18 protein-coding genes and 2 pseudogenes are annotated in these 21,149 nt (G+C 70.7%); 6 read left to right on the top strand and 14 right to left on the bottom strand.

Translation table 11 applies throughout. From position 1 onward, the window contains the following. Nucleotides 1–4 precede the first annotated feature (4 nt). The 5 genes from I6A60_RS42850 to I6A60_RS19040 all read right to left on the bottom strand — a co-directional run bounded on the left by I6A60_RS42850 (nt 5) and on the right by I6A60_RS19040 (nt 6,909). Nucleotides 5–136 carry a hypothetical protein gene (locus tag I6A60_RS42850; RefSeq protein WP_255545022.1) on the bottom strand — a complete coding sequence of 44 codons (132 nt, stop codon included), beginning with the start codon at nt 134–136 and terminating at the stop codon, nt 5–7. Nucleotides 137–761: 625 nt separating this feature from the next. After that, entirely contained in the window at nt 762–1,886 is a 1,125-nt protein-coding gene (locus I6A60_RS19055) for a hypothetical protein (RefSeq protein ID WP_203014765.1), read from the bottom strand. 101 nt (nt 1,887–1,987) lie between these two features. Then, on the bottom strand, nt 1,988–3,838 hold the full coding sequence (locus I6A60_RS19050; RefSeq protein ID WP_203014764.1) for a hypothetical protein: 1,851 nt from the start codon (nt 3,836–3,838) through the stop codon (nt 1,988–1,990). A gap of 5 nt (nt 3,839–3,843) precedes the next feature. Then, on the bottom strand, nt 3,844–6,036 hold the full coding sequence (locus tag I6A60_RS19045; RefSeq protein ID WP_203014762.1) for a type IV secretory system conjugative DNA transfer family protein: 2,193 nt from the start codon (nt 6,034–6,036) through the stop codon (nt 3,844–3,846). After that, a complete protein-coding gene (locus I6A60_RS19040) occupies nt 6,037–6,909 on the bottom strand; it encodes a hypothetical protein (RefSeq protein ID WP_203014760.1) in 873 nt (290 codons plus the stop codon). Between the two features lie 341 nt (nt 6,910–7,250). On the opposite strand from I6A60_RS19040, the gene I6A60_RS19035 reads away from it, so the two are divergent. Next, entirely contained in the window at nt 7,251–7,460 is a 210-nt protein-coding gene (locus I6A60_RS19035) for a hypothetical protein (protein ID WP_203014758.1), read from the top strand. Nucleotides 7,461–7,489: 29 nt separating this feature from the next. Here the strand turns inward: I6A60_RS19035 and I6A60_RS44055 are convergent. The 6 genes and pseudogenes from I6A60_RS44055 to fxlM form a co-directional block, all read right to left on the bottom strand. After that, nucleotides 7,490–7,564 (bottom strand): annotated as a pseudogene (locus I6A60_RS44055) (hypothetical protein); the annotation flags it as partial. A gap of 245 nt (nt 7,565–7,809) precedes the next feature. Then, the gene (locus I6A60_RS19025) at nt 7,810–8,586 is read right to left on the bottom strand and encodes a thiopeptide-type bacteriocin biosynthesis protein (protein ID WP_203014756.1); all 777 of its coding nucleotides are present in this window, start codon (nt 8,584–8,586) and stop codon (nt 7,810–7,812) included. Between the two features lie 14 nt (nt 8,587–8,600). Beyond that, a complete protein-coding gene (locus tag I6A60_RS19020) occupies nt 8,601–9,674 on the bottom strand; it encodes a lanthionine synthetase C family protein (RefSeq protein WP_203014754.1) in 1,074 nt (357 codons plus the stop codon). Continuing rightward, nucleotides 9,671–12,415: a lantibiotic dehydratase gene (locus tag I6A60_RS19015; RefSeq protein WP_203014752.1), complete on the bottom strand. Its 2,745-nt coding sequence runs from the start codon at nt 12,413–12,415 to the stop codon at nt 9,671–9,673. Before I6A60_RS19015 ends, I6A60_RS19020 begins: the two co-directional genes overlap by 4 nt. 84 nt (nt 12,416–12,499) lie before the next feature. Next, nucleotides 12,500–12,643, bottom strand: coding sequence for an FxLD family lanthipeptide (gene fxlA, locus I6A60_RS19010; protein ID WP_203014750.1), 144 nt, complete (start codon nt 12,641–12,643; stop codon nt 12,500–12,502). Continuing rightward, a complete protein-coding gene (fxlM, locus tag I6A60_RS19005) occupies nt 12,643–13,893 on the bottom strand; it encodes a methyltransferase, FxLD system (RefSeq protein ID WP_203014748.1) in 1,251 nt (416 codons plus the stop codon). Before fxlM ends, fxlA begins: the two co-directional genes overlap by 1 nt. Nucleotides 13,894–14,177: 284 nt before the next feature. On the opposite strand from fxlM, the gene I6A60_RS19000 reads away from it, so the two are divergent. Next, nucleotides 14,178–14,825, top strand: a complete 648-nt coding sequence (locus I6A60_RS19000) for an HAD family hydrolase (protein WP_203014746.1) — start codon at nt 14,178–14,180, stop codon at nt 14,823–14,825. On the opposite strand, the gene I6A60_RS18995 is transcribed toward I6A60_RS19000, so the two are convergent. Further along, complete coding sequence (locus I6A60_RS18995) at nt 14,822–16,024, bottom strand: helix-turn-helix transcriptional regulator (RefSeq protein WP_203014744.1); 1,203 nt, start codon at nt 16,022–16,024, stop codon at nt 14,822–14,824. The two genes, I6A60_RS19000 and I6A60_RS18995, sit on opposite strands and share 4 nt — an antisense overlap. A 148-nt stretch (nt 16,025–16,172) precedes the next feature. Between I6A60_RS18995 and I6A60_RS18990 the strand changes: the two genes are divergently transcribed. After that, entirely contained in the window at nt 16,173–17,285 is a 1,113-nt protein-coding gene (locus I6A60_RS18990; RefSeq protein ID WP_203014742.1) for a DUF1152 domain-containing protein, read from the top strand. A 128-nt stretch (nt 17,286–17,413) separates the two neighbouring features. On the opposite strand, the gene I6A60_RS18985 is transcribed toward I6A60_RS18990, so the two are convergent. After that, a complete protein-coding gene (locus I6A60_RS18985; protein WP_203014740.1) occupies nt 17,414–18,217 on the bottom strand; it encodes a hypothetical protein in 804 nt (267 codons plus the stop codon). Nucleotides 18,218–18,436: 219 nt separating this feature from the next. On the opposite strand from I6A60_RS18985, the gene I6A60_RS18980 reads away from it, so the two are divergent. The 3 genes and pseudogenes from I6A60_RS18980 to I6A60_RS18970 all read left to right on the top strand — a co-directional run bounded on the left by I6A60_RS18980 (nt 18,437) and on the right by I6A60_RS18970 (nt 20,612). Next, nucleotides 18,437–19,756, top strand: a complete 1,320-nt coding sequence (locus I6A60_RS18980) for a hypothetical protein (protein WP_203014738.1) — start codon at nt 18,437–18,439, stop codon at nt 19,754–19,756. Nucleotides 19,757–20,093: 337 nt separating this feature from the next. Next, nucleotides 20,094–20,237: pseudogene (locus I6A60_RS18975) on the top strand (IS256 family transposase); the annotation flags it as partial. 51 nt (nt 20,238–20,288) lie between these two features. After that, on the top strand, nt 20,289–20,612 hold the full coding sequence (locus I6A60_RS18970) for a hypothetical protein (protein ID WP_203014734.1): 324 nt from the start codon (nt 20,289–20,291) through the stop codon (nt 20,610–20,612). Here the strand turns inward: I6A60_RS18970 and I6A60_RS41780 are convergent. Further along, nucleotides 20,550–21,149, bottom strand: a 600-nt coding sequence (locus tag I6A60_RS41780; protein ID WP_238435764.1) for a hypothetical protein, incomplete at its 5' end; no start/stop codon positions are given. The genes I6A60_RS18970 and I6A60_RS41780 overlap by 63 nt on opposite strands.

Raw genomic sequence — 21,149 nt, 5'->3', positions numbered from 1 at the left:
GCGATCACAGATCGACGCCGAAGGCGTCACTCGGGGTGGTACGGATGGCCGGCTCGGTCAGGTAGGGGTTGTCCTGGGCCGGTGTGGGATGCGGGGTCGGTCGTGACGCCGACGGCTGGTCCTGCCCTCCAGCCACGGGCCTTACCCGACTGGTTCGAATCTGGTCGGGCATCTGCCGCGCTGCCGCGGCCGGTGGTTCGGTCCGCTGCGGCGCGGACGGGCTGGTTCCGGTTCCGGATCGTGGTCGGGTGTCTCGGGGCGGTCGGGATGTCCTGGTAGGCGGAGGCGTAGCGCGGCGAGGCGGTGTGCGCGGTCGGCGGCGGCGTTGGCGAGGTCGCGGGTGGCGACGCGGCGGTGGGTGGGGAGCAGGACCCAGCTGGCGACGGTCTCTCGGCATACGTAGCGGCGTCGGCCGACGGTGATGGCAACGACGCCGGCCGTCGCGAGCCGACGTATGAGCGCTGGGGCGGCTGGGTCGCCGGCGAGTTGGGCGGCCAGCGCGGCCGCGGCGAGCGTGGCGGCCCTGTCTCGGGGTGCCGTGGACTCGTCCGGAATGTGGATGACCTTTGGGTTGGCGAGGGCGGTGAGATTCCAGGCGGGCGCGTGCCTGTCTGCTGAAGGGTCGTTTGCTGCCAGCCGGCCGGAGTGGTGGCTGGGTGGGTCGTTGCGCATGCCGGTCCTGGGCGATCGAGAGGGTGCGTATTCGGGTTCGGCTCGTGCCGCGGCCGGCGGTCGCGGCGTGGGTACGTCGTGGCCGGTGGTCAGGGACCGCCCAGGTCGGGTGCGTCAGGGAGCACCGGGGGGTCGGAGGGTTCAGCGGGTGCGGGGAGCGGGGCTCCGGGACCTGCGCCGTCGGTGGTTCCGGCCGTCGGGTGGTGAGGGCCGCCGGCCGTGTTGGTGGGCTGCGCGGGGCTCGGAGGAGGCTCGGTCGTGATGCCGGAAGCGCTGTCAGACCTGGGCGGCGGTGCGGCTGCCGCACTCGCGGCGGCAGTCGTTTCGGGTGCCGTCGGCGTCGGCTCTCCCGTTGTGGGCTCGTCCGGCGTCGGGGTGGCTGGAGGCGGGGTCAGGTCGGCTGGATCGCGGCTGGCCTTGGGTTCGGGGGCGAGGGTGATGTCGGGGAGTAGGTCGGGGATGTGGTGGGCGGCGAGGGCGGCCAGCGTGATCGGTGGGGTGTCGGGCCGCAGCGGCCCGGTGTCTGGTTCGAGGAGGTCACGTAGGTAGCCGCTGGGCTCGGTGAGCGCGGCGGTGAGCGCCTCGGTGGGCACGGTCAGCCAGCCGTGGGTCGGGTCGCCGATGGTGGTGAGCGCGCCGTGGTGGGTGACGGTGACGGTCGCCGGTGGGGCAGCGGGATGAACCGGCGTCGACCTGGACGTGGTGGCGGTGGCCGGCCCGCTCGGTGGGTGGAGGCGCCGCAACAGGGCCTGTTGGGCGGCGCCGTGTGCGGCGTTCAGCGACAGGAATGGGCCATGCAGGACCGCGGCGTCGGGCTCGACGGCGTGGAGGTAGCCGTACCAGGTGCCCAGCCAGACTTCACGGGTCTGTGGGTTAGGTGGCGCAGAGGCAGCGGTCATTCGTCCGAGGACGCGGGGCCGGCGGGGGGCCGTGTCGGGTGCGGGTTGGGGGACGGGGACGTTGGCCAGGGCGGTGATGACGACCAGGTCTCCCAGGTCCGTGATCTGAGGGACGAGGTGGCCCCGGCTTTCGGGACCGGGGGACCACAGCCGTCGCCCCCAGCCGGCCGGTCCCGAGGGGTCCGGCCAGAAGGTGGCGACGACAATCCGGCCGCCCGGGGGCGCGGTGATCGGGACGTCGAGCAGGATGCTGGGCGGGCGGACTCGACAACTGACCAGCGCAGGGCCGCCTGGCGGCCAGGTCGGTGCCCTCACGGCAGGGCTGGCGGGTTGCACCGCGTAGCCGCTGTCCGGCGGTCCAGGTTGCGGGTGCTCTGATGGGCCCGTCGGCTCGGGGTGGGGCCGCGGCGGGGTGGTCATGGGCCCTCCAGGCTCGGCGGCTCGGCGCGCGGCGGAGGCGGTCCAGTGGCGGGCGGTCCGGTGCTCGGCGGCTGGCCAAGGTCGGGCCCTGCGGTGGTGAGGGCGGCGACGTCCGCAGGGGCGTGTAGGGCGGCGAGGGTGGCGGCGACGAGGTGGGGCCACGGGCCGGCCGGCAGCCAGCGGTAGCGATCGAGGACGGTGCCGAGCTGGTCGGGACGGACGAGCAGTGCCGCTATGAACAGCTGCTCGGGGACGGCGAGGTGACCGAGCGTCGGGTGCCGTAGGTGTCGGACTCCGTCGACGAGCCGCAGCTGCGCGACCGGCAGCCCAGCTGTGGGCCCGTCGGCGGGTGGAGCCTCGACCGCACTCGCTAGGCGTTGATCGGGCGCGAGCGCCGGGTCGGAGGCGGAGGGCAGCGCGTAGCGGGCGTGGACATAGGGGCCGTAGGGCCCGTCGATGACCAGGGCGCAGTCGCCGACGGTGAAAAGCAGCTCGTCGGGTCGTAGTTCAAGGTCGGCGAGCGCCCGGGCGAGCAGCAGGTCATCGACGCTGGCCCAGGCGGTGCCCGCCAGCGGGATCACCTCGGTCGCGTTGAGCGTCACCGGGGCCAGGACGGCGTCGTGGGGACGGATCTCGTAACGCGGCGGGCCGTCCGCGATGAACGTGCGCAGCACGGTGCCGACCGCGAACCGCGGGTCGTCGACCGTCGCGACCAGCGCCCCCGTCGCGAGCACGAGCTCCCCGTAGGGCGACTCGGTGTTGCGGTCCGGGCCTTCGAGGGTCGCCGAGGCCCGGTACCAGGGAGTTTCCAGCACCCGATTCGGGTCGTCGCGCCACGGATGGCCGGGCAGGTCGGCGACGTCGGGACGCCACCGGTAAATCCGGACACCGGTCGGGCTGACGGTGCCGGCCCGCACGGTGCCGGTGGTGTACCAGTCGCGCTCAGGGTGGTCGACGGCGATCCGGGTGCCTGCCGCGTAGGGATCGTCCGCAGGACGCGCCGCCGCGGTTAGCTCGCCACCTTGAGCATCCAGGAAACGATGTTGGCGGCGGGACAGTGATCTTTCAGGCCTGCCCGTGACCGCGGCGACGACCGCCTGGACCGCCACCCTCGACGTCGCTGAGTCGCCGTTGTGCAGGTGTACGTCTGAGCCGGCGAACACAACCTGGTCGCCGTCGCGAACCCGGTAGGCGACCCGGTGGCCCGCGCCTTCGGCCAACCTCCAGCTGGTGACGACCTCGACCCGGGTCTGTCCGTGCGGCCAGCTGCGGATCGGGGATTCGGCGTGGCCGAGCCGGCCGTAGGTCGTCGGCGGCTGGTAGGCGCGCAGGACGATGCTGGCCCGCCATGGCCAGAAGCGTTCCGCGTCGGCGTGCGGGTCCAGCGGCACTGGTTCCCGGCTGCCGAGGAAGGTCGGCATGCCCTTGACCGGCGGGTGGACCATGGAGAATGGATGCTCGCCGTCGGCGACCCACGGCGGCGCCTCCTCGATCGCGACGTGGCAGGACAGCGGTACCGACCAGCCGAGTTCCTCTTCCAGCCGCCAGACCGACGGCTGCCTGGTGCGGAACGATGGCTGGCGCGCGGACCCTGGTCCCACCGAGCCGACTACCAGCTCGGCGACGTACAGCTCGCCGTCGCCTTCTGGGCCTGTCTGCCGGTAGAGCCGCCACCAGCCCGCTGGCACCTGGACGCACACCGGGAAGGATGCGCCGTCCACCCACATCCCGGCCTCGTGCAGACCCATCCCGGACCGCGCGGCAGCCAGGTCGCCCGGCCGCGCCCTGCCGTGCGGTTGCTGGTGGCTGGCCTCGTCCGGCTCGTCAGCGGCTCCCGGACCCGGCATCGCGATCACCGCGGATCTCCGGCGCTTCGACGGCCTCGACGAGCCGGTCGTTCGGCCGACCGGCCGGCGGCGGGCTCCGCCTCGCGCGGCGCAGACGCGCCGCCACGGACGCGGCGAACACGTGCGAGGAGCCACGCCGACAGGTCGCGACACCGGTGTGCGCGCTCGTTGGCGTCGAGGCCGACGTTCGCCGTGGAGCCGGTGGCGAGGCGCCGAAGGTGAGGGTCGCGGAACCAGTACCGGCCGCGCAGGTGAACCGGTGGCAGCGTGCGGTGGATCAGCAGCGCCTCACCCGGTGGGATCTGGCGCAGCAACGCGGTCGGGAGCAGCTCCAGACGGGTCGGCGCGTCCGACACGCCCGAGCGGCCACCCGCCGGGCTGGTGTCGGCGGAGACGCTGCGCGCCGCGACGTGCTCCTGACCGAGCAGAGAGCCCGCGTAGTCCAGGGACGACCGGTCGGAGAGACCGGAGAAGAACACCTTCGTTGGCGCGTTCGACACGACGATGTCGGCCTTCGGCCCATAGGCCGCGTCGATCTGCGCTTTCGACTGGTAGAGCAGCAGCAGGACGACGCCCATCCCGGCGCACGTCGAGATCCGCGATGGCAGGGACCGCATCGGCCAGTTCCCCGCCTCGTCGATCACGAGAAGCAACGGCGGGTCCAGCGGCTTCCCGGTCCGCCCGACGCGGGCGTAGACGTCGCGCAGCAGCTCATCGACGAGCCCACCGAGTACCGGCGCGAGCCGCTCGGCGTCATCAAGATCCGCGCAGAGATAGAGGCTGTTCGCCCGTGCCGGAACCGGAGCGGCCGTCACGAGTGCCTCGCGGCCCTCGCTGCCCCATTTCGGCTCGGGTTCGCCGAAATCTGCTCCGCCGTCCCACAAGCCCGCCGGCGGAAGCGCGCCGATGGGCGCTGCGCCATGCCGGTCGGCGCGGCCGCCAGCCGTGACGACCAGCGGACCAGGGACCGTCGACGTGGTGCCGAGCAGCCAGTCGAGGTCGACCGGCGCGGCCCGATTGGTGACAGCGCTGCGCTGGACAGTCGGCTCCTGCCAGGGCCGGATCATCTGACGGGCGACCAAATACAGGGACGTCAACTGGCGGGCGTCGGAACGCCAGACGGCCTGCAGCGCGTCGTGGACCTGCCCGCCATCGGCCGCGACTGCCGGGTCGAGATGGTGGGCGTAGGCGCGGGCCAGCGACAGGACCGTGTCCTTGTCCTGGGTGGTGATCCAGGTGACGACGCTGTCCATGCCCAGGCCCGACTGCGCGGCCAGCCAGAACAGCAGGCTGACCAGGTCTTCACCTGCCGACGCCCAGAACGACATATCGCCCGAGCCGCTGGCGTTCCAGTCGGTCGAGGCCGCGACCGAACGCGCCGCCCTACGGGCACCTGCCAGCCGGCCCGACATCGTCAGCGGCGACCAACCAGCGGAGTTCCGGCCTGTAGCGCCCGCGGGGTCGAACACCCGCACCTCGCCGACAGCCCGCCGGCGCGTCTCGGTCGCGCCCAGCAGATCGGTCTTCACCGACACGGCGATCAGCGGCCCGGCCCATTCCAAGATTGCCGGGACCGCGAGTGCAGCCGTCTTCCCGCAGCGGGTCGGGCCCAGCGCCAGCACCGCGCCCCGGTCCGATCGCCGCCGGCGTGCCGCCCGGCGCAGTGGCCTCGGTACAGCCGCATCAAGGGGCCGAGATGCGTCCTCGGTGGCCACCAGCCGGTGCCGACCGGCCGCGCGGGTCCTGCCGAGAATCAGCCGTCCGGGCGTCGGGCCCGCGACCAGCAGCGGCGCCAGATCCATCAGGCGGGCGAACCGGGCCTCCGGGTTCAGTCCCATCCGCCGACGCCGGGCCACCCCGACACGGCGGTTCGCGACCGCCAGCAGCACCGCGACCGCAGCCACCGCCACCCCGAGCGGCGGCACCGTCGCCACCCAGTAACCCACCGGGCCCGGCAGTCGCGCTGCCACCGCCGACGGCCAGGCCTCCCGCGGACGCGACGGGTGCGCCACGAGTCCGGGCAACGCCAGTCCCGCGTCATGCAGACCGACGGGAAGAAGGCAGTGGCCGCCGAACAGCAGCGCCGCTACCTGCGCACCTATCCACACCGCGACCGCGGACGCCCCGACAGCCACCGCCCCGGCCAGCACGAGCGACTCGGCCGACAGGGAAACCCCGGGCTGCGACGAGCCGGCCATTCACGCCACCGCCGCCGGCAGCAGCGCGGCACGCAGCGCCCCGACGGCCGCGTCGCGGCGCGCCCGCACCGCGCGCTCGGACACCCCAGCCTTCGCGGCCGCCTCCCGCTGGGACAGCCCGATGACACCGAGCTCCGCGAGCACCCGCAGCCGCTCCGCTGGAACTCCGGCCGCTCGGCCGTCGAGCAGCACGGCGAACAACTCAGCCAACGGACTCGGGCCCGTCAGGTCGACGCCGCTGGGCAGCGGAGTCCCGGTGGCTGACGCCCGGTCGGCAGCCAGCTCGGTAAGCCCACCCCCGGCCGTGCGCTCTCTATCGCCGGTTTCCGCGCTGGCGGTATGCGGTGTCAGGCCGGCGAGGACGGTGCGTCGCTCGACGACGGGCACGTAGCCGAACACCAGCCCGACCGTGTCGTAGACCAGGTTCACGGCGACCTTCGCCGGGCGGCGCTTGACGGAATAGCAACGGATCACGATCCACGCCGCACCGACCAGCTCCGCGAACACGTCCCCGAACGCCGACCCGCCGCGCCGGCAACGCCGCCACGCCTGCGTCGTCAACGCCGGCACCAGCCGCTCAAGCGCCACCCGGCCGGCCGCGAAATCACCGGACCGGGCTCGGGATACCAGCTCGGCCAACACCGCGTCCGCGTCGCCGGCCGGGACATTCAGGTCCCGCCCGGACGCGGCGAGCAGCGCCCCGACTGAGGACGTGTGCGGGCCAAGGACCGGGTCCGTCGACCAACGGGCCAGACCAGCCGCGGCCTCAGGGCCGGCCGCCCACCGCTTCCATTCGTCCTGCCAGTTCCGTACCGCCGGGGCGCGCGGCACGAAAGTCTCGAGGCCGGCGACCGGCCCGCTGTGTGCATCCATGGCACGACACGGTCAGAGCCGGTGGCCTCGCCGAGGCCACCGCGCACGACCTCACGAAGGCCACCTCGAATAACGCCTCACCGCGGATGGCCTCGCGCAGGCCCTCACGGCAGTGACATAGGCCGAGTTCCGATCCGCCGGTGCCGCGCCGCGCCGCGCCACCATCGCACCCGCGACCGCATCGCTCAGGCCACCGTCGACACCCTCGTGCAGTGGGCCCCGCCGATTCGTACCTACGGCGGGCCCGGATGCAGGCGTCACGGGCCGGCGCGCCGGCGCGGTCGTGGACCGGGATTCGCAAAGAACCAGCCGGACGCTCAGGAGGCGCGAGAGGATGAGCCATGGCCAATGCGTCCGATGGAGAAGCTTTTTACGCCAGTGACGCGGATGTGGAAGACGCCGACAGTGTGTCTGATCCCTTCGAGCCCTCGGCGGAACCGGTACCCCTGCCGAAGACTTTGCAGGAACGCAAGGTAGAGGCGCTGGAGACGATCGCGGCGCGCCTGGCCGAGATTGTGAAGCTGCTCGACGATCGCCTCACCAGGAGCTGACCGAAGCTGCCCCGCCCGCGAAGGCCCAATCACGCGGGTGATGTTGTGTGGCTCAAGCGGGTGCCAGTGAGGTTCGCGTCGCTCGATCTGGCGTTGGTGAGATCCGCACCGTCTGGCTAGGCCGTGGTCAGGTAGGCGTTGGCCTGCCTGGTCTCGTCCACGGCGATGTTGCAGTCCGGACTGCAACGCCCGCCCGCGTCCATGTCACTCCCGTGTAGATCATCCGAGCTGGCGACAGCCAGATCGCCACGGCTGCGGCGATGGCGATCCTGGCCGCTGCCCGAAAGGCGCGCCGCACGGCGGGTCTTTGTACGCCAGGCCTGCCGGTCGGACCGCCCGTTCCAGCAGGTCACGCATTGCCGAAGGCGGCTTCCATCGCTGCCTGCGCGAGCGTGGCCTGTGAGACCGCTGCGATCCCGAGTCGATTCCAGTGAAAGATCACGTGTAGCGCGATGATCGCGCGTATGCCACGGGTGAGGTCGCCACGTTCTCGCAGAGTCCGGAGCGCTCGGCCGGTTTCCTCGAACGCGGTGAGCCAGTGGCTCCCGATGACGTCTGCTCGGGGGTCACCGAGTAGAAGGCCGCGGATGTCGCTGGTGAAGGCTGTCCAGACCCCTGGGTCGGGTGGCGGGCCAGCTAGGGGAGCGCGTTGCTCGGCGATGCGCGCCCAGACGTCGCCTTGCTCGTTGAGGTCCAGGCCGGCGGCCCGCATGAGCGCGGTGCACAGCACCAGTGAGTGTTCCCGGCGGTCGGCCGGACTGTGGTGAAGGTAGGTGAGCAGGTGGTGACTGTCGCGGTGGAACAGCTTGTGCGCGGTGTTCATGCTGGCGGGGCCGCCGAAGGCGTGGACTTCGGGTTCGTAGATGTCATCGGTCCAGCGGACGCCGTCGATCAGCCGGGCGCGGATCGGGTCGGGGTCCGGCTGGCTGTAGCCGGCCGTGTCCTGCGCGAGGAGGTAGCGGACGCGCCAGGGGCCTTTACGGATGAAGAACCAGGCGGTGATGAGGCCGTCGACCTCGGCGGCGGGCAGCACATGTGCCAGATGGCCGACGGCGTGGCGTTCCCGTTGCTCGGGGTCGGCGCCGGGATAGGTGATGTTCACCTGCTGCCAACCGGACTCGTCCATGGCGGCCCTCTCGGTTAGCAGAGCAGGAGGCAGGCGTCCCAGGAGGTCGTGGTCCCGGCGGTGGCCAGGTCGGCTCCGGCCGAGCCGTCGAGGAGACCTGCGGACTCGTCGGCTGTGGTCTTGGTCTGCTGGTGCAGGTGTGTCAGCGGTCCGATCGAAATAGGGATCAGCGCGTCGGCGGCGATCCGCTGCGCGACGGCGAGTAAGCCGCCGGTTCCGTGGCATAGGCCGCGGTCGGTGAGGCGGTCGAGCTGTTCGGGGTCGGTGATGCAGGCGGCGAAGGCGGTTTCGGCGTTGCGTTGGCGGGTGGTGTCGCCGAGGGCGCGGGCGGCGAGTTGTTGGGCGCGGGCGATGCCGGGGGTGCCGTAGCACCACGACGGTCGCAGGGGGCCGGGTTGGCGTGGTTCGCCGCGGGCGAGGTCATCGAGGGTGACGAACTCCGGCCACCATGAACCTCCGGCAGTGTGGCGCTCCCAGGTGTCGAGCCATTGGCAGATGCGGGTGATCGCTTCCGGGTGGCCGTCGACGGTCACGCCGTCGATCAGCGTGAGGGCCAGGAGCGCGGCGGGGCCGGTGATGCCGTGTGCGATCCCATGGTTGCTGTGGCCCCCGGGCGGGCCGGCTTCGTTGCGGTTGGGGCCGTGGGGGCACCACCAGCCGGGGAGGCCGTCGGTCGAGTCGGTCAGGCGCACCAGGTAGGTCAGCACGTCGCGGAGCAGGTCGAGATCACCGATGCGGCGTGCGGCGACGCCGAGGCCGGTCAGGCCGCGGATGAGGTCGAATTCGGCATAGCGAGGTCGTTCGCGTCGATCGATGCGACGGTGGGCCGCGTCGAGGCGTTGACGGGTCACCGTCGCGGTTCCCATGGCGGCGGTTGCTCGTGCGCGGGCGAGTCCTGGGCGGTCGGCGGTGGCGAGGACGTACGCGAGGGCGGGCGTGCCGTAGTACAGGCTGGCGTTCTCGGCGACGCTGACGCCGCCGGCGACGGCGTGGCGAAGCTCTGTCTGGGCCGCTGTCCAGTTGCCGGTTTCCAGGTGGAGCAGGGCGATGCCGGCCGCTCCCTCGGCGAGTGACTGTCCTGCCGTCATGAGGCTCGCCGGGCGAGGTCGGCGTGCACGACGGCGCGGGCCAGGCGCAGGCAGTGCCGTTCGGAGGCCATGTCGACGCCGATCATGCGCGCGTGGTGCAGGTGTAGCAGGTCGGCGAGCAGCTGGTCGGCCTCCAGGCCGTCCCGGTCCGCCAGGGTGCGGTAGGTGGTCAACGCCGTCGCCAGGTTCTCGTCTTCTATGGGCAGGCGGGCGCAGGTGAGCTGGGAGGGGTCCAGGTGGGAGCCGCCGCCGTGGGGCACGCGGTCGATGAGCCAGTCCGGGCCGCCGGTAAACCCACGCACGATGGTGATCATTCCGGCGGCGGTGGAGGCCTGCCGGTCACCGGACAGCCGCCGGCAGGCGGCGTGGGAGTCGGCGGCGAACACGGTCTCGGCCGCGGCGAGGGTCGACCCGTGTCCCCAGCGGGTCTCAGGACGGTAGGTCGCCAGCGTGTAGTCGATCAGCAGCCCGTCGTCGCGCAGCTCCTGCGCCCATCCGGCGAGGTCGTGGGCGGCAGCGGCGAACTGGGCAGGGTCGCGCAGTGGGATGCGCAGCCGCACCTGGGGTTCGGGGTGCGGGTAGCGCAGGAACCACCAGGCCGAGGCAAGAGGATCGGCGAATGCGGCCAGGCGAGCGACGATGTGATCACAGTGTCCGCGCAGGCGGGCGTCTAGCCACTGCGACCGGCCGGGCTGGTGGGTGAGGGTGCTGACGGGACGGGCCTGCCGGCGGGTCGGGCGATGCGCCGGTGAGGCCTGGGCGAGGGTGAGGAGAAGTTCGGCGGGTCTGCCGTCGATCCAGCCGGCCGGTCCGGGGGCCTCGGTGAGGGCCGTGCGCGGGTGCCGGTCGAGGTGGCTGCGCAGGAGCGCGAGGTGGGTGGTCTCGTCGAGGTCGAGGTGCAGCTGGATGTCGTCCTGGCCGACGAGTACATGGCGTGGCAGCCGGTGACGTTCGCGGTGTCGCTGCCAGGCGGCATGCCACTGCGGCCAAGGCGCGGTGCGGGCAGGTAATGCGGTGGCGGGGATGGTCCAGCGGGCTGGGTGCAGGATGGCGCGGCCTCGGCGGAGTCGTGGCAGGAATGGCAGACGGTGGGCGCGTCCCCAGTCGAACCGGGCGCAAGGCGCCGTCCAGGCCGTCCAGATCTCGGTGAGAAACCGGATGAGGGGCTGCTGGAGGGTCGCCAGGCGCACGCTGTTGAGAAGCAGGGGCTCGACCGGCCTGCCGGTGGCGAGCGAGACCAGCCACAGCCGCTGGCCGTCGCCGGCGACCGCCAAGTCCGCGAGCGTCCAGCGCGGGTCGGGGTGGAAATCGCCGACCGGCAGCAGCGGCAGAAGCTCGGGTGTTCGAGCGAGCGTGGCAAGCCGGGTGTTCAGCGGGGGGCCGGAAAGCTGCACGGTCTCCGCGCCGGGTATGGCGGTCGGCAGGCTCGTGTAGACGCTGCGGAATGTTTCCAGTTCGGCGGGGGTGAGCAGGCGCAGAAAGCGGCCGGCCGCGACTCCGGCGTGCCGCGAGCCGCCCATCACGGTTAGCGTGAACGCGCCTCGGTCGAGGTCGTCTGGTGTCGCGGCGGCGAGGGTGAACCGCAGTTCGGTGTGCGGGATCGGCGGTCGGTCGTCGTCGCCGTGCAGCGCTGCGATCAGGCCGTCATCGAAGGCGACTTCGGTACCTCCGTCCAGCGCGGACTGCTGGGCGAGGGTCGTCAGGATGCTGTCGCGAGCGGTGAACAGGGCCTGGTCGCGGTGGGGCGAGCCTCGGTAGCTGGCGGGGAATCCGAGGTCGCGCAGAACCTCGCGCAGGGGCACTGCCGCACCGGGACCCCATCGTTCGAGGAACGCCCGGTGGTAGGCGAACCAGCCTGGCAGGTGCGGCGCGACGGCGACGAGCGCGTCAGCGGCGTCCTGTGTCGCCCGGATCACGGCGGGAGGTAGCGTCACCGAGCAGTCGACGCGCAGATCAACCGCGATCCTGCCCGCCGGGTCGGGCAGAGCTATGCGGCGGCCCAGGTGCGTTGCCGGCTCGGTCACGGTCATCGGCGGACGGATCTCGGATAAGAGAACCCCTGCATGGATCAGTGCGGCCAGCAGACCCTCAGCCGCCGGCTCGCTGCCCAGCTCGGCGGCCACCGTCGCGGCCAGCTTCCGGAATTCGATCGGGGTGCTGGCCGTCTCGATCGTCAGGCGCACCGGGCCGGTCAGGTCGATCTCGACATCCCAGACCCGGTCGACTCCGGAACGGGAGCAGGGCAGCACCCACGCCCCGCCACGGCGATAGCCAAGAGAATTCGTCACGACCGTGACCTCACGCAGCGTTGCCAGATCCCGCTCGGCTGCGGCCGTGTACTCGGCAACAAGGCGGTCATCAAGGCGGGCTACCTCTTGATGCTGCTGCCCCCAGCGCACCGCCGCGTGCGGGCCGAACTCGACGGGAGCGACGCCGGCGAACCTGCCGAAGGGCGTCGCGCGGGACGTCCACCGCAGCAGATAGCGGACCGTCGTCTCGACTACACGCCGTAGGCGGCGGGTTTCCATGGGCTCGCTGGCCAACATGCGGGTGAGCTGGGCGGTCAGATCCGGCGCGGCCAGGCCGACGGTGGCAGCGAACTCCGGCAGCGCCCATACCTGGCGCAGCCAGACCATCCACGCGTCGGGCTGGTCGGTGGTCAGGTCGGGCCACGCGGGCAACGTCAGATCTTGGGGATAGGACGCGGCTCTGATCAACGCCGCGTCCGCCGCTTGGAACATCTCTCGTTCCCCGTTCCGGGGTGGCGGAAGGAGGGGAGGACCCCGCCGACGCAGGCGGGGCCCTCCCCGAGGGCGACGGGCGGCTCAGCTGCCGTCGGCGCTGGTCGTGCAGGCGCTCGTGCCCGTGTCGCCGGAGCCGCAGTCGTCGTCGGTGTTGGTGGCGTAGCCGCCCGCGACGGTTCCGGCGTCGACCAGGCGCAGGTCCAGTTCGTACTCGGGGTTGTCCATCAGGGGGTTCCCTTCTCTCGGGAGGTGAAGGTCAGGACGAGGCGGCTGTGCCGCTTGTCCAGGACCGCCCCGACCGGCAGGTCGCCGTCCGGGGCATGCGCGGGAAGTACGTGCAGCGTCGGTGCCGGGCTGCCCGCGTCGACCCACGCACGCATGTGTTCGACCATCCGGCCGGCCGCCGCGGCGGCGGCGGGTCCGTGGGCGTAGGCCCCGAGGTCGAAGCGTCTGTCGGTCCAGCGCAGCGCCGACCGGTAGGCGAACGTGCTGTCGTTGTCGAGGGTCGCTGGGGTGCCAAACCGCCAGCTGGGCGCGACGACGCCGGACTTCACCGCGGCCTCCTGCGCCGAGAGCACGACGAACTGTGTCTCGTCGGTGAGGCGGGTCGCCAGCCACAGGTTCAGGTCGGCCAGGACGGTGATGGGCGGGAGGCTTACCCCGCACCACGCCTCCTCACGGGGTTGCGCAAGGAGGCCGGCGACGCGGGCGGGGGCGATCTGCTGGCCCTCGTCGAGACGCAGGTGCACACCGCCGGCGATATCGAGGTACCGCATCTCGTGGGCGCCGTCACCCTGCATCGAGACGAACCCGCACTGCCGGTTGCTCGCACTGACCAGACGGTCCCTATGGCGTCGCAGCGACCAGGACCGGGTCATTCCAAAGGTGCGCAGCGGCACCACGAGCACCCCGTCGTCAGTGAGCTGATCACGCCACGCCGGTGGGATGTCCCATGCCCCGACCGTGGCAATGATCAAGTCGTAGCGGCGGTCCGGTGCGACCGGGTGCTCGGCGTCCGCGCACACCACGTCCACATCGCGGTAGCCCGCAGCCGCCAGGCAGGCGACCGCCCGGCCTGTCACCTCGGGGTCGATGTCGACGGAGGTCACCGATCCCGACGGGCCGACGAGCTCCCGCAGCAGCGACGCGTTGTAGCCGCCGCTGCCGATCTCCAGCGCGTGCCGGCCCTCAAGGCCGCCGAGCGCGTCCGCGGCCTGACCGAGCATCTCCGCGATCAGATAGGGCGCCGACACCGAACTGACGGCCTCCGCGCCCCGCATCTTCTTCAGGACCGCCGCGTTCGCGTCGTACGCCTCTTCCAACGGGAGGCCGGGCGTGAACAGCTCGCGGGGAACCGTCCGCAGCGCCGCCTCCACCTCGGGCCGCAGCAGCAGGCCCTTCCCCGCATGATCGGCGGCCAGCTGGTCGACCATCGCGTTGCGGAGACGCTCGCTGCCCATGGTGCCGACGCTCATGGTGTCCTCTCGGGCCGCAGTGGCCTGAAGTAAACGTCTCGTAGCTGTCGGTCGAATCATCCTGGCGTCTCGGGCGTCGTGGAAGGCCAGTCCTGTCCGCACCGTGTCCGCACTTCGCTACCAGGCGGCCGCCACAGGCGGCGTGGGACGGGACCAGCCCAACGAGCGAAGCGGCTTCGGGCGGAAAGCGACTGTGTTGGTGGACGGCGGCAGCGCTGGGCGTCGAACGGCCGAATGAGCCGAGCCCCGCCGACACGGGCGTGGCTACCAGGCAGGATTGAGGCATGGTCATGGCGGTGGTGTTCGACGTCGGGGAGACGCTGCTCGATGACACCCGCGAGTTCGCGGCGTGGGCGGACTGGATCGGCGTGCCTCGGCACACGTTCTCCGCGGTGCTCGGCGCGGTGACCGCGCAGGGCCGGAACAACGCCGAGACGTTCGGGTACTTCCGGCCCGGGTTCGACCTGGCCGTTGAGCGCCAGCGTCGGGAGGATGCCGGCGTCGGCGAGCAGATCGATGACGACGACCTCTATCCCGACGTTCGCCCGGCGCTCGCCGAGCTACGGGCGCGAGGCTTGTGGGTCGGGATCGCCGGTAACCAGACCGTCAAGGCCGCCCGCCTCCTGCGCGCCTTGGATCTGCCGGTGGATGCGGTCGCGACGTCGGGTGAGTGGGGAGTCGCGAAACCGGACCCGGCCTTTTTCGACCGCGTCGCCGCGTTCACGCCGGCGGCCCGGCGCGACATCGTGTACGTCGGTGATCACCGGGACAACGACATCCTCCCGGCGCGCAAGGCCGGGCTGCGGACCGCGCTGATCCGTCGGGGGCCGTGGGGCCACCTGTGGGCCGAGGATCCTGAGGTTCTGAATGCGGCTGACTGGCGGGTGGACTCGCTGGCCGAGCTGCCGGATCTCCTACGCCAGCGGTCCTAGGAGACCTTGGCCGGGCCGCGCATCCAGCTGTTGAGCTCACGCCAACGCGGGTCGCGCCGCAGCGGTTCCATCACCGTGGTTGCGAGCAGGCGCCCGACGTCGGGATGAGGCCGGATGTGTTCCGGGGCTATCGCCCGCGCCTCGACGAGCGAGCCGAGTGCCTGGTCGGGTTTCCCGGTATCCGCCCAGGCGCGGGCGATGTCGACGAAGTAGTGCGACCGCCGTTCAGCGGGAACGTCGTCGCCAGGGCGCCATTGCTCGGCGATCCGCAGCGCACCGTCCGGGTCCTTCGAATCGACCGCGATCGTGATCTGGTGTATCCGCACCGTCGATAGCCCGAACAACGTCCCGAGGTAGACCGACTCCGGGACCGTTCGGGCGATATCGAGGGCCTCGCAGGCGTGGAGGCGCGCGTCGGCGAGGTTGGCGTCGCGGGCCGCGAACACCGCCGCACGCATATGCAGCGACCCGTAGGCCGCACACGCCGCGACGCCCGCGCCCGGATCCAGCCGGTCCGCGGCCCGGACGAGCATGCGCCGGCCATCGTCGTGCGCGCCGCTGGCGAAGAACAACTCCGAGCGCACATAGGCCGTGGTGGCGATGAGCGTCTCGTCACCGGACTCCAGCGCCATCGTGGTCATCATCCCGATGATCCGAGCCGACAGGTCCACCAGACCCAGCTTGTCCGCGATCGCGTCCGCCGCCCGGTACGACTGCACCAGCATCCCAGCGACCTGCCGCCGCCTCTGCCCATCGTGACGGCGAAACGCCTCCTGCAGCTCGACGATCAAGGCCGGTAGGACCTGCCCGAGGGTCCCATAACGGGCTTGCAGCCGCAGCCAGACGACCTGGCGCACGGCTGCGGACAGCTCGCGCAGCGGCCGGACATCACCGCTGGACGGCAGGTCGTGAGCGTCGAGCACCTTGCGCAGCGCCTCGATCGGCGCTCCGGACGCCTCCAGTACATCGGCGGGAGAGTCCCTTTTCGGACCCCATTCGGCGGTGGGCCGCGCCAGGGCAGCCAGCCGACCCTCGGCGTCGAGCGCCCGGTCCAGCGCCAGTGCCATGTCCCGGCTCGGGTGGCGCCGGCCCTGTTCCAGATCCGCGACATACGACTTGCCGCAATGCGCCCGCGCCGCCAACTCCCGCAACGACATCGGCCCACGCAGCCGCCGCAACGCCGAGCCGAAGGTCTCCACCGCGCCATCATCACCGCGAGCCCGGCCGGCAGAACACCGACCCGGACTATTGATGGCGCAGCGCCGCGCTGCCTCGCCTCGTTGTCCATTCTCACGGCCCGGCAGTGCTAAAAGGCAATCTGGACATCTCGGAATCTAAGGTTGTTCTATGAGACGCCTGGTCGTGGCCTCCGGCGGTGGCGGCGATGCCCTGGGCGCCGTGATGACCCGTCGGGCGTCTCACCCCGACGTTGATGTCGCGATCCTCACCTATGCCTGGGAGCGGCTGCGGGTCGACCCGCTTCCTGGGCCGCGGTGTGCTTCAGACTTCAGCGGCCTGCAGCCGTTGGGTGGCCTGAATGCCCGCATCCTGCCGTCCACGACCGTCAACCCTCCCAGCGGTTCGACGCTCTCTCGGCTCGCGAGATCGATCGAGACGCCACTGCTGCTCCTTGACCCGACGCAGGGTGCCGTCGGGATCCGCGCACAGGTCCGGGAGATCATCGAACTTGCCGACGTCGAGAAGGTGTCGCTCGTCGACGTCGGTGGCGACGCGGTCGCGCGGGGTGACGAGGCTGAGCTCATGAGCCCTCTCGCCGACATGCTGGTCATCGCCGCGTGCTCGGGGCTGGACGTGCCCACGGAGCTGGTCGTGGCAGGGCCAGGGCTGGATGGCGAACTCGCCGCCTCCGCCGTCCTGGAAAGGATTCGCAGCCTCGGCGGTCGACGAACAGCAACCCTGGGCCCCCGGGACGTCGAGGCCGTGCGCGCGATCCTCGAATGGCACCCAACGGAGGCCACCGCGCTGCTGGCCGCCGCCGCAGCAGGCCACCGCGGAACCGTCGAGCTGCGCGGTGAAGGGGCAACCGTCGCACTGACTGACGAGAGCGCGGATGTCTACGTCACCGATCTACGGGACGTGCATGAGGGAAGCCTGCTGGCCCTGCTCCTCCCGGAGACGCGCTCTTTGATCGAGGTTGAGGATGTGGTGCGCGGTGTTCGGGGCACATCCGAGATCGACTACGAACGGCGAAGGCTCGAACGCCTACATCGAGAAGAGGGACGGCCGAGCCGCGCCGACCTCACGGCCAGAGCGGCCGCCTACGTCGATGACGCTGGCCGGCGGGGTATCGACTTCCTGACGTGTCGTCGGATCGCGGAGGCCATCAAGGCGCCTGGGATCGAGGCCGCGGAACTGAGAGAACGCCTCCGATCGGTCCAGCCTGGCCATGAGGCCTTCCCACTGTGGTCCACGCGGCGGCGGACAAACTTGGACGGGTGAGACCGCGCCGCCAACTCCCGCAGCGACATCGACCCACGCGGCCGCGACGCCTGACCGAAGATCCCCGCCGCGCCATCATCACTGCGCGGCCGGCCGGTCCATGCTTCCGCCCCGCAGCGCCAGGTGGTTCAGCGCGGGTTGCCCGGCGCTGCGTCCAGGGGGCGCGGTGTGCTTACGACGCCGTCCTGGCCGACCCACCAGACCTCGATCAGCGCGGCGTCGAGGGATCCGGCGGTCTCGGTGTGTAGGTCCCGGTACCGCGAGAAGTCGGGTAGCGCGATCACGCTGCGCCAGTGGGGCTGTTTCCCCCGCAGGCGCATCGCCGCCAGCACGGCCTGGGCGAACCAGTGGCCCGCCTGGGTGCTGGGCGAGGTCGGCTTGGTCTCGCCAGCGCGAGCCGGGTCGGCGTAGCCCCGGCTCGGGTAGCCCTTGACCTCGACGCCGACCGTACCGCCGTCGCGGGACGCGACGACGTCCACCCCGCGTTCCTTTGTCGCCGTATTGGCCACAGACAAGATCCGCCAGCCGGCCGCAGCCAGCGCGCTGACCACCGCGGCCTGGACGTTGGTCTCCGTGTGCCACTCACCCTCCGCACCATCGCGCGGCACCGTCGGCACGCCGGCTGCCGGCAATGCGCCGACGCTCGACTGCGGCTTCGTAGTCCCGGCGGAGTCGGGACCGCGTGCCGCGATCTGTCGGCGGACCTCGAATCCGAGCGCGGCGAGGTGACGGCGGGCTGCGTGCGAGATGAATTCGGCTCGGGGTAAGCCCACCGCGGCCTCGAACGCCTGCTTTACCGGAAACCACGCGCCGTTCACCAGCACGGCGTGCTCCCGCACCGGCTCCGGCGTCACACCGACCAGCCGCGACTCCACCTCAGCACCCGTCAGTTCATAGGAATGCCCGTTGAGCACGAACCGGATCGCAGGCATAGCACTTCCTTTCCCACCCGAGGATGGCCCGGATCTCGGCCACCAGGGCATGAACTGGACCGGCCCGGGTCGACAGGCGGACCGCCACGATGGCAGCTGCCTGCGACAGTCTGGCCGGTTCAACCCCACCGCCGGTGGTGGCAAAGTCCTGCCAGCACGCCCCACTGGCCGGTTCAGGGTCCTGATCATCGGGCATGTGGTCGCGGTCATACTAGGGCGATGCTCGCGATCCTGGCTGGGAAGCTCGATCCCGCTGGTGGGACACCGCTGGACAGGTCAGAGGACGCGCTCACCGGCGCCGTGTTCGGCGCGCTTCGACATCTGCCCTACCGGCTCGTTCTCGGCCAGGTGCTCGCCGCCGCCGGGGTGGACGTCGAGCCGGAGGCGCTCGACGACGCCCAGGTGGAGCTGTGGCCGACCTACCCGGTTCCGCACCTGCCGCCGATGCGCGTCGAGCCTGACGTGGTTGTCACCGCCGGGTCGACGGTTGTGGTGTTCGAGGCGAAGTACACCTCGCCTTTCACCATCTACCCGGCCGACGAGCGGACCGGCGGCGAACCGTTCCACCAGATGGCCGCCCAGTACGCCGCCGTTCAAGCCGCGACCGCTGCGAAGGGTTGGCCGGATCCGATTGTCGTCGCGGTTACCGTCGGCGCGATTCCGCCGACCGCCGACCTCGCCTTCGCCGCGCGCTCGGCCCGCCTGCTGGTCTCGGCCGTCGATGCCGACCGGTTCCGCTGGCTCCCCTGGCACCAGATCGCCCGGTGCCTTCAGTCCGACGGGCTGCGCACGCACGAGTGCCGCCTCGCCGACGACACGCTGCGGTTCATGGACAGCAGGGAGGTACGCCACGTGTTCGACCACCTCGACCTCGCCGCCTACGCCGAAGTCGCCCAGGCCCAGAAAACCGCGGCCACCAGGCTCTACCCGCAGCTGCGGCTGTTCTTCGACGCCCTCACCGCCGCGGTCATGGCTGACGGGTTCGACCACGCGCAGCCCACCTGGAAGAGCATGCAGTTCACCGGCCTGAGCACCTCCGTCGCCAAACCCTCCGAATGGGCCCGGACCACCGTCGGCCTCGCCTACTGGAGCACCGGTCTCCCCGCACGGGCCGGCGCAAGGCCCCCGTCGCTCGTCGCCGCGTTTGACTTCTATGACCCGGCGTTCGAGGTCTGCCTCCATCTCCCCTCCCCGACGGTCGCCGCCGCGCTCGGGAAATGGCAGCCGCACGCCGCGGAGCTTGCCCGCGAACTCGGAAAGCTCGACGGCTACGACCTTGTCGTCGACAGCCCCGACCCCACGGGCCCGGTCGTCACCGCGCCGACCAGCATCATCAGCGCCGCCTGGATCGTCGACGTTTTTGGCCGGCTCTCCGGGACCACCCGCCTCCGCCTCCGCCAACGCATCCCCCTCGACAACATCACCGTCGAGAAAGCCCGCGACCTGCTCCTTGGCCTCCGCGCCGCGATCGACCAATGCCCCATCCTATGGACCATGACCACCGCCACCGGCCAAACCGAACCACGCCCGCAACCCTGAACGTGCATCACACTCGAAGGCAGCGCATGTCACCCTCGCCGGTAACCAGATAGAAGAGAACAAAGCAATGTGACCCCCTATGGGGTCACCGGCTCCCCGTCCCGTCTTGCGCGCTACAACCCCCGTAAGAAACGATCAGAGTCGACGCGCGCTGCTCGCTGCGTGGCGAGCCGCAGGCTGCTGTCAGGAGCCGGCTTGTCGGCGCCGCACGGACCTGGACCGAGCCGTCGAATCGCCCGCGCACATCCGGATCAGTAGGAACCCAGATCATGACGCCCCCGGGAGTCAAGCGTCGCGCGCACGTCCGTGCTGCATTGCCCGGTGGTCCACGATGCCGGGTCGGGTCCTCGCTGAACAGCACGACGAATGGATCGAAACACACCGCCACTTCGGTCTGGAAATCCTCGCCAAAACCGACCCGACCGAAAACCCTGCTGACACACCCGAGATCAGCGTGACCACCGACGCCCTCGCCGCATAACCTGCCCCCAGGATCACGCGACGTCACCCTCCGTACACCACGCCGCTGGACGTGACCTACCTGCTCGTGAAGTATCTCGGCGGCGGTGGCAGCGGAGAGGTCTGGCTCGCCGCGAACAGTCGACAAGAGCGTTGGGCGATCAAGCTCTTCAAGGCGAAGCCTAACAAGCGCAGTGTCCTCTACCAGAGGTTCGTCAACGAGGTCGAGCGCGTACGGGATCTGACCGGCGTCAAGGGCATCGTCCCAGTGGTCGACGCCTACCTTCCCGATGACCCGAACGGAGGCACGGCCTACCTCGTCATGCCGCAATGCTCAGTCCTCCCGCCGTATCAGAAACCGGTCAAGGTCGTACGAATCCGCCAACCTCGCAATTAGATCCTCGCGGGGGCACTGCTGGACGTAGGGCGTGAGTTGAAATGTCAATTCATCGCAGGCCCGGCGATGAGGTAGTTTGCAATGCTCGGCCGCACTACACCCCTGCGAACCGTATAAGAGCTCGTCTGCTATACGGCTGGCGTGTCGGCCCCTAAAATCGTCAAAATAGCTCATCATCTCGACTTCATCATTGAACGAATCGCGAGATATTTGGGTGGCGCCAATTTCAATCAAGGTTGTTGCAAGTAGGAAGTCTTTAATCTCGACAGGCCTCAGGTGTATCAGTGCCATCAATGGACACGCTCCATTAAGTTCACGACGGAGGTTGCGGCCAATAGCAAATGCGCGTCGGGCGGCAGGTACACGATTCGCCAATAGACCGTTTTCGCCGGAGAACTGTATGCTCGCCTGAGCTAAGCTGTCGAGATTCTCGGTCAAAGCGGAGATGGATAGAGGGTAGCCTATTGCACGCAAAAGGGAATCCTGGAATTCGACCACATCTCCATCCTGTAAGGTGAGTGACGGATTGTCGCGCAT

The organism is Frankia sp. AgB1.9 (assembly GCF_016786355.1).
Lineage (GTDB): Bacteria > Actinomycetota > Actinomycetes > Frankiales > Frankiaceae > Pseudofrankia.
The sequence above is the reverse complement of the archived record's forward strand: the minus strand, read 5'-3'. Positions and strand labels throughout refer to the sequence as shown.

What these genes read in the sequence shown, in the direction of transcription:
- I6A60_RS19035 (WP_203014758.1), top strand. Translation starts at nt 7,251, where the DNA reads ATGGCCAATGCGTCCGATGGAGAAGCTTTTTACGCCAGTGACGCGGAT.
- fxlA (WP_203014750.1), bottom strand. Translation starts at nt 12,643, where the DNA reads ATGGACAACCCCGAGTACGAACTGGACCTGCGCCTGGTCGACGCCGGA.
- I6A60_RS19015 (WP_203014752.1), bottom strand. Translation starts at nt 12,415, where the DNA reads ATGTTCCAAGCGGCGGACGCGGCGTTGATCAGAGCCGCGTCCTATCCC.
- I6A60_RS19040 (WP_203014760.1), bottom strand. Translation starts at nt 6,909, where the DNA reads ATGGATGCACACAGCGGGCCGGTCGCCGGCCTCGAGACTTTCGTGCCG.
- I6A60_RS19050 (WP_203014764.1), bottom strand. Translation starts at nt 3,838, where the DNA reads ATGCCGGGTCCGGGAGCCGCTGACGAGCCGGACGAGGCCAGCCACCAG.
- I6A60_RS19000 (WP_203014746.1), top strand. Translation starts at nt 14,178, where the DNA reads ATGGTCATGGCGGTGGTGTTCGACGTCGGGGAGACGCTGCTCGATGAC.
- I6A60_RS19045 (WP_203014762.1), bottom strand. Translation starts at nt 6,036, where the DNA reads ATGGCCGGCTCGTCGCAGCCCGGGGTTTCCCTGTCGGCCGAGTCGCTC.
- I6A60_RS19025 (WP_203014756.1), bottom strand. Translation starts at nt 8,586, where the DNA reads ATGGACGAGTCCGGTTGGCAGCAGGTGAACATCACCTATCCCGGCGCC.
- I6A60_RS18980 (WP_203014738.1), top strand. Translation starts at nt 18,437, where the DNA reads ATGCTCGCGATCCTGGCTGGGAAGCTCGATCCCGCTGGTGGGACACCG.
- I6A60_RS18990 (WP_203014742.1), top strand. Translation starts at nt 16,173, where the DNA reads ATGAGACGCCTGGTCGTGGCCTCCGGCGGTGGCGGCGATGCCCTGGGC.
- I6A60_RS19020 (WP_203014754.1), bottom strand. Translation starts at nt 9,674, where the DNA reads ATGACGGCAGGACAGTCACTCGCCGAGGGAGCGGCCGGCATCGCCCTG.
- fxlM (WP_203014748.1), bottom strand. Translation starts at nt 13,893, where the DNA reads ATGAGCGTCGGCACCATGGGCAGCGAGCGTCTCCGCAACGCGATGGTC.
- I6A60_RS18985 (WP_203014740.1), bottom strand. Translation starts at nt 18,217, where the DNA reads ATGCCTGCGATCCGGTTCGTGCTCAACGGGCATTCCTATGAACTGACG.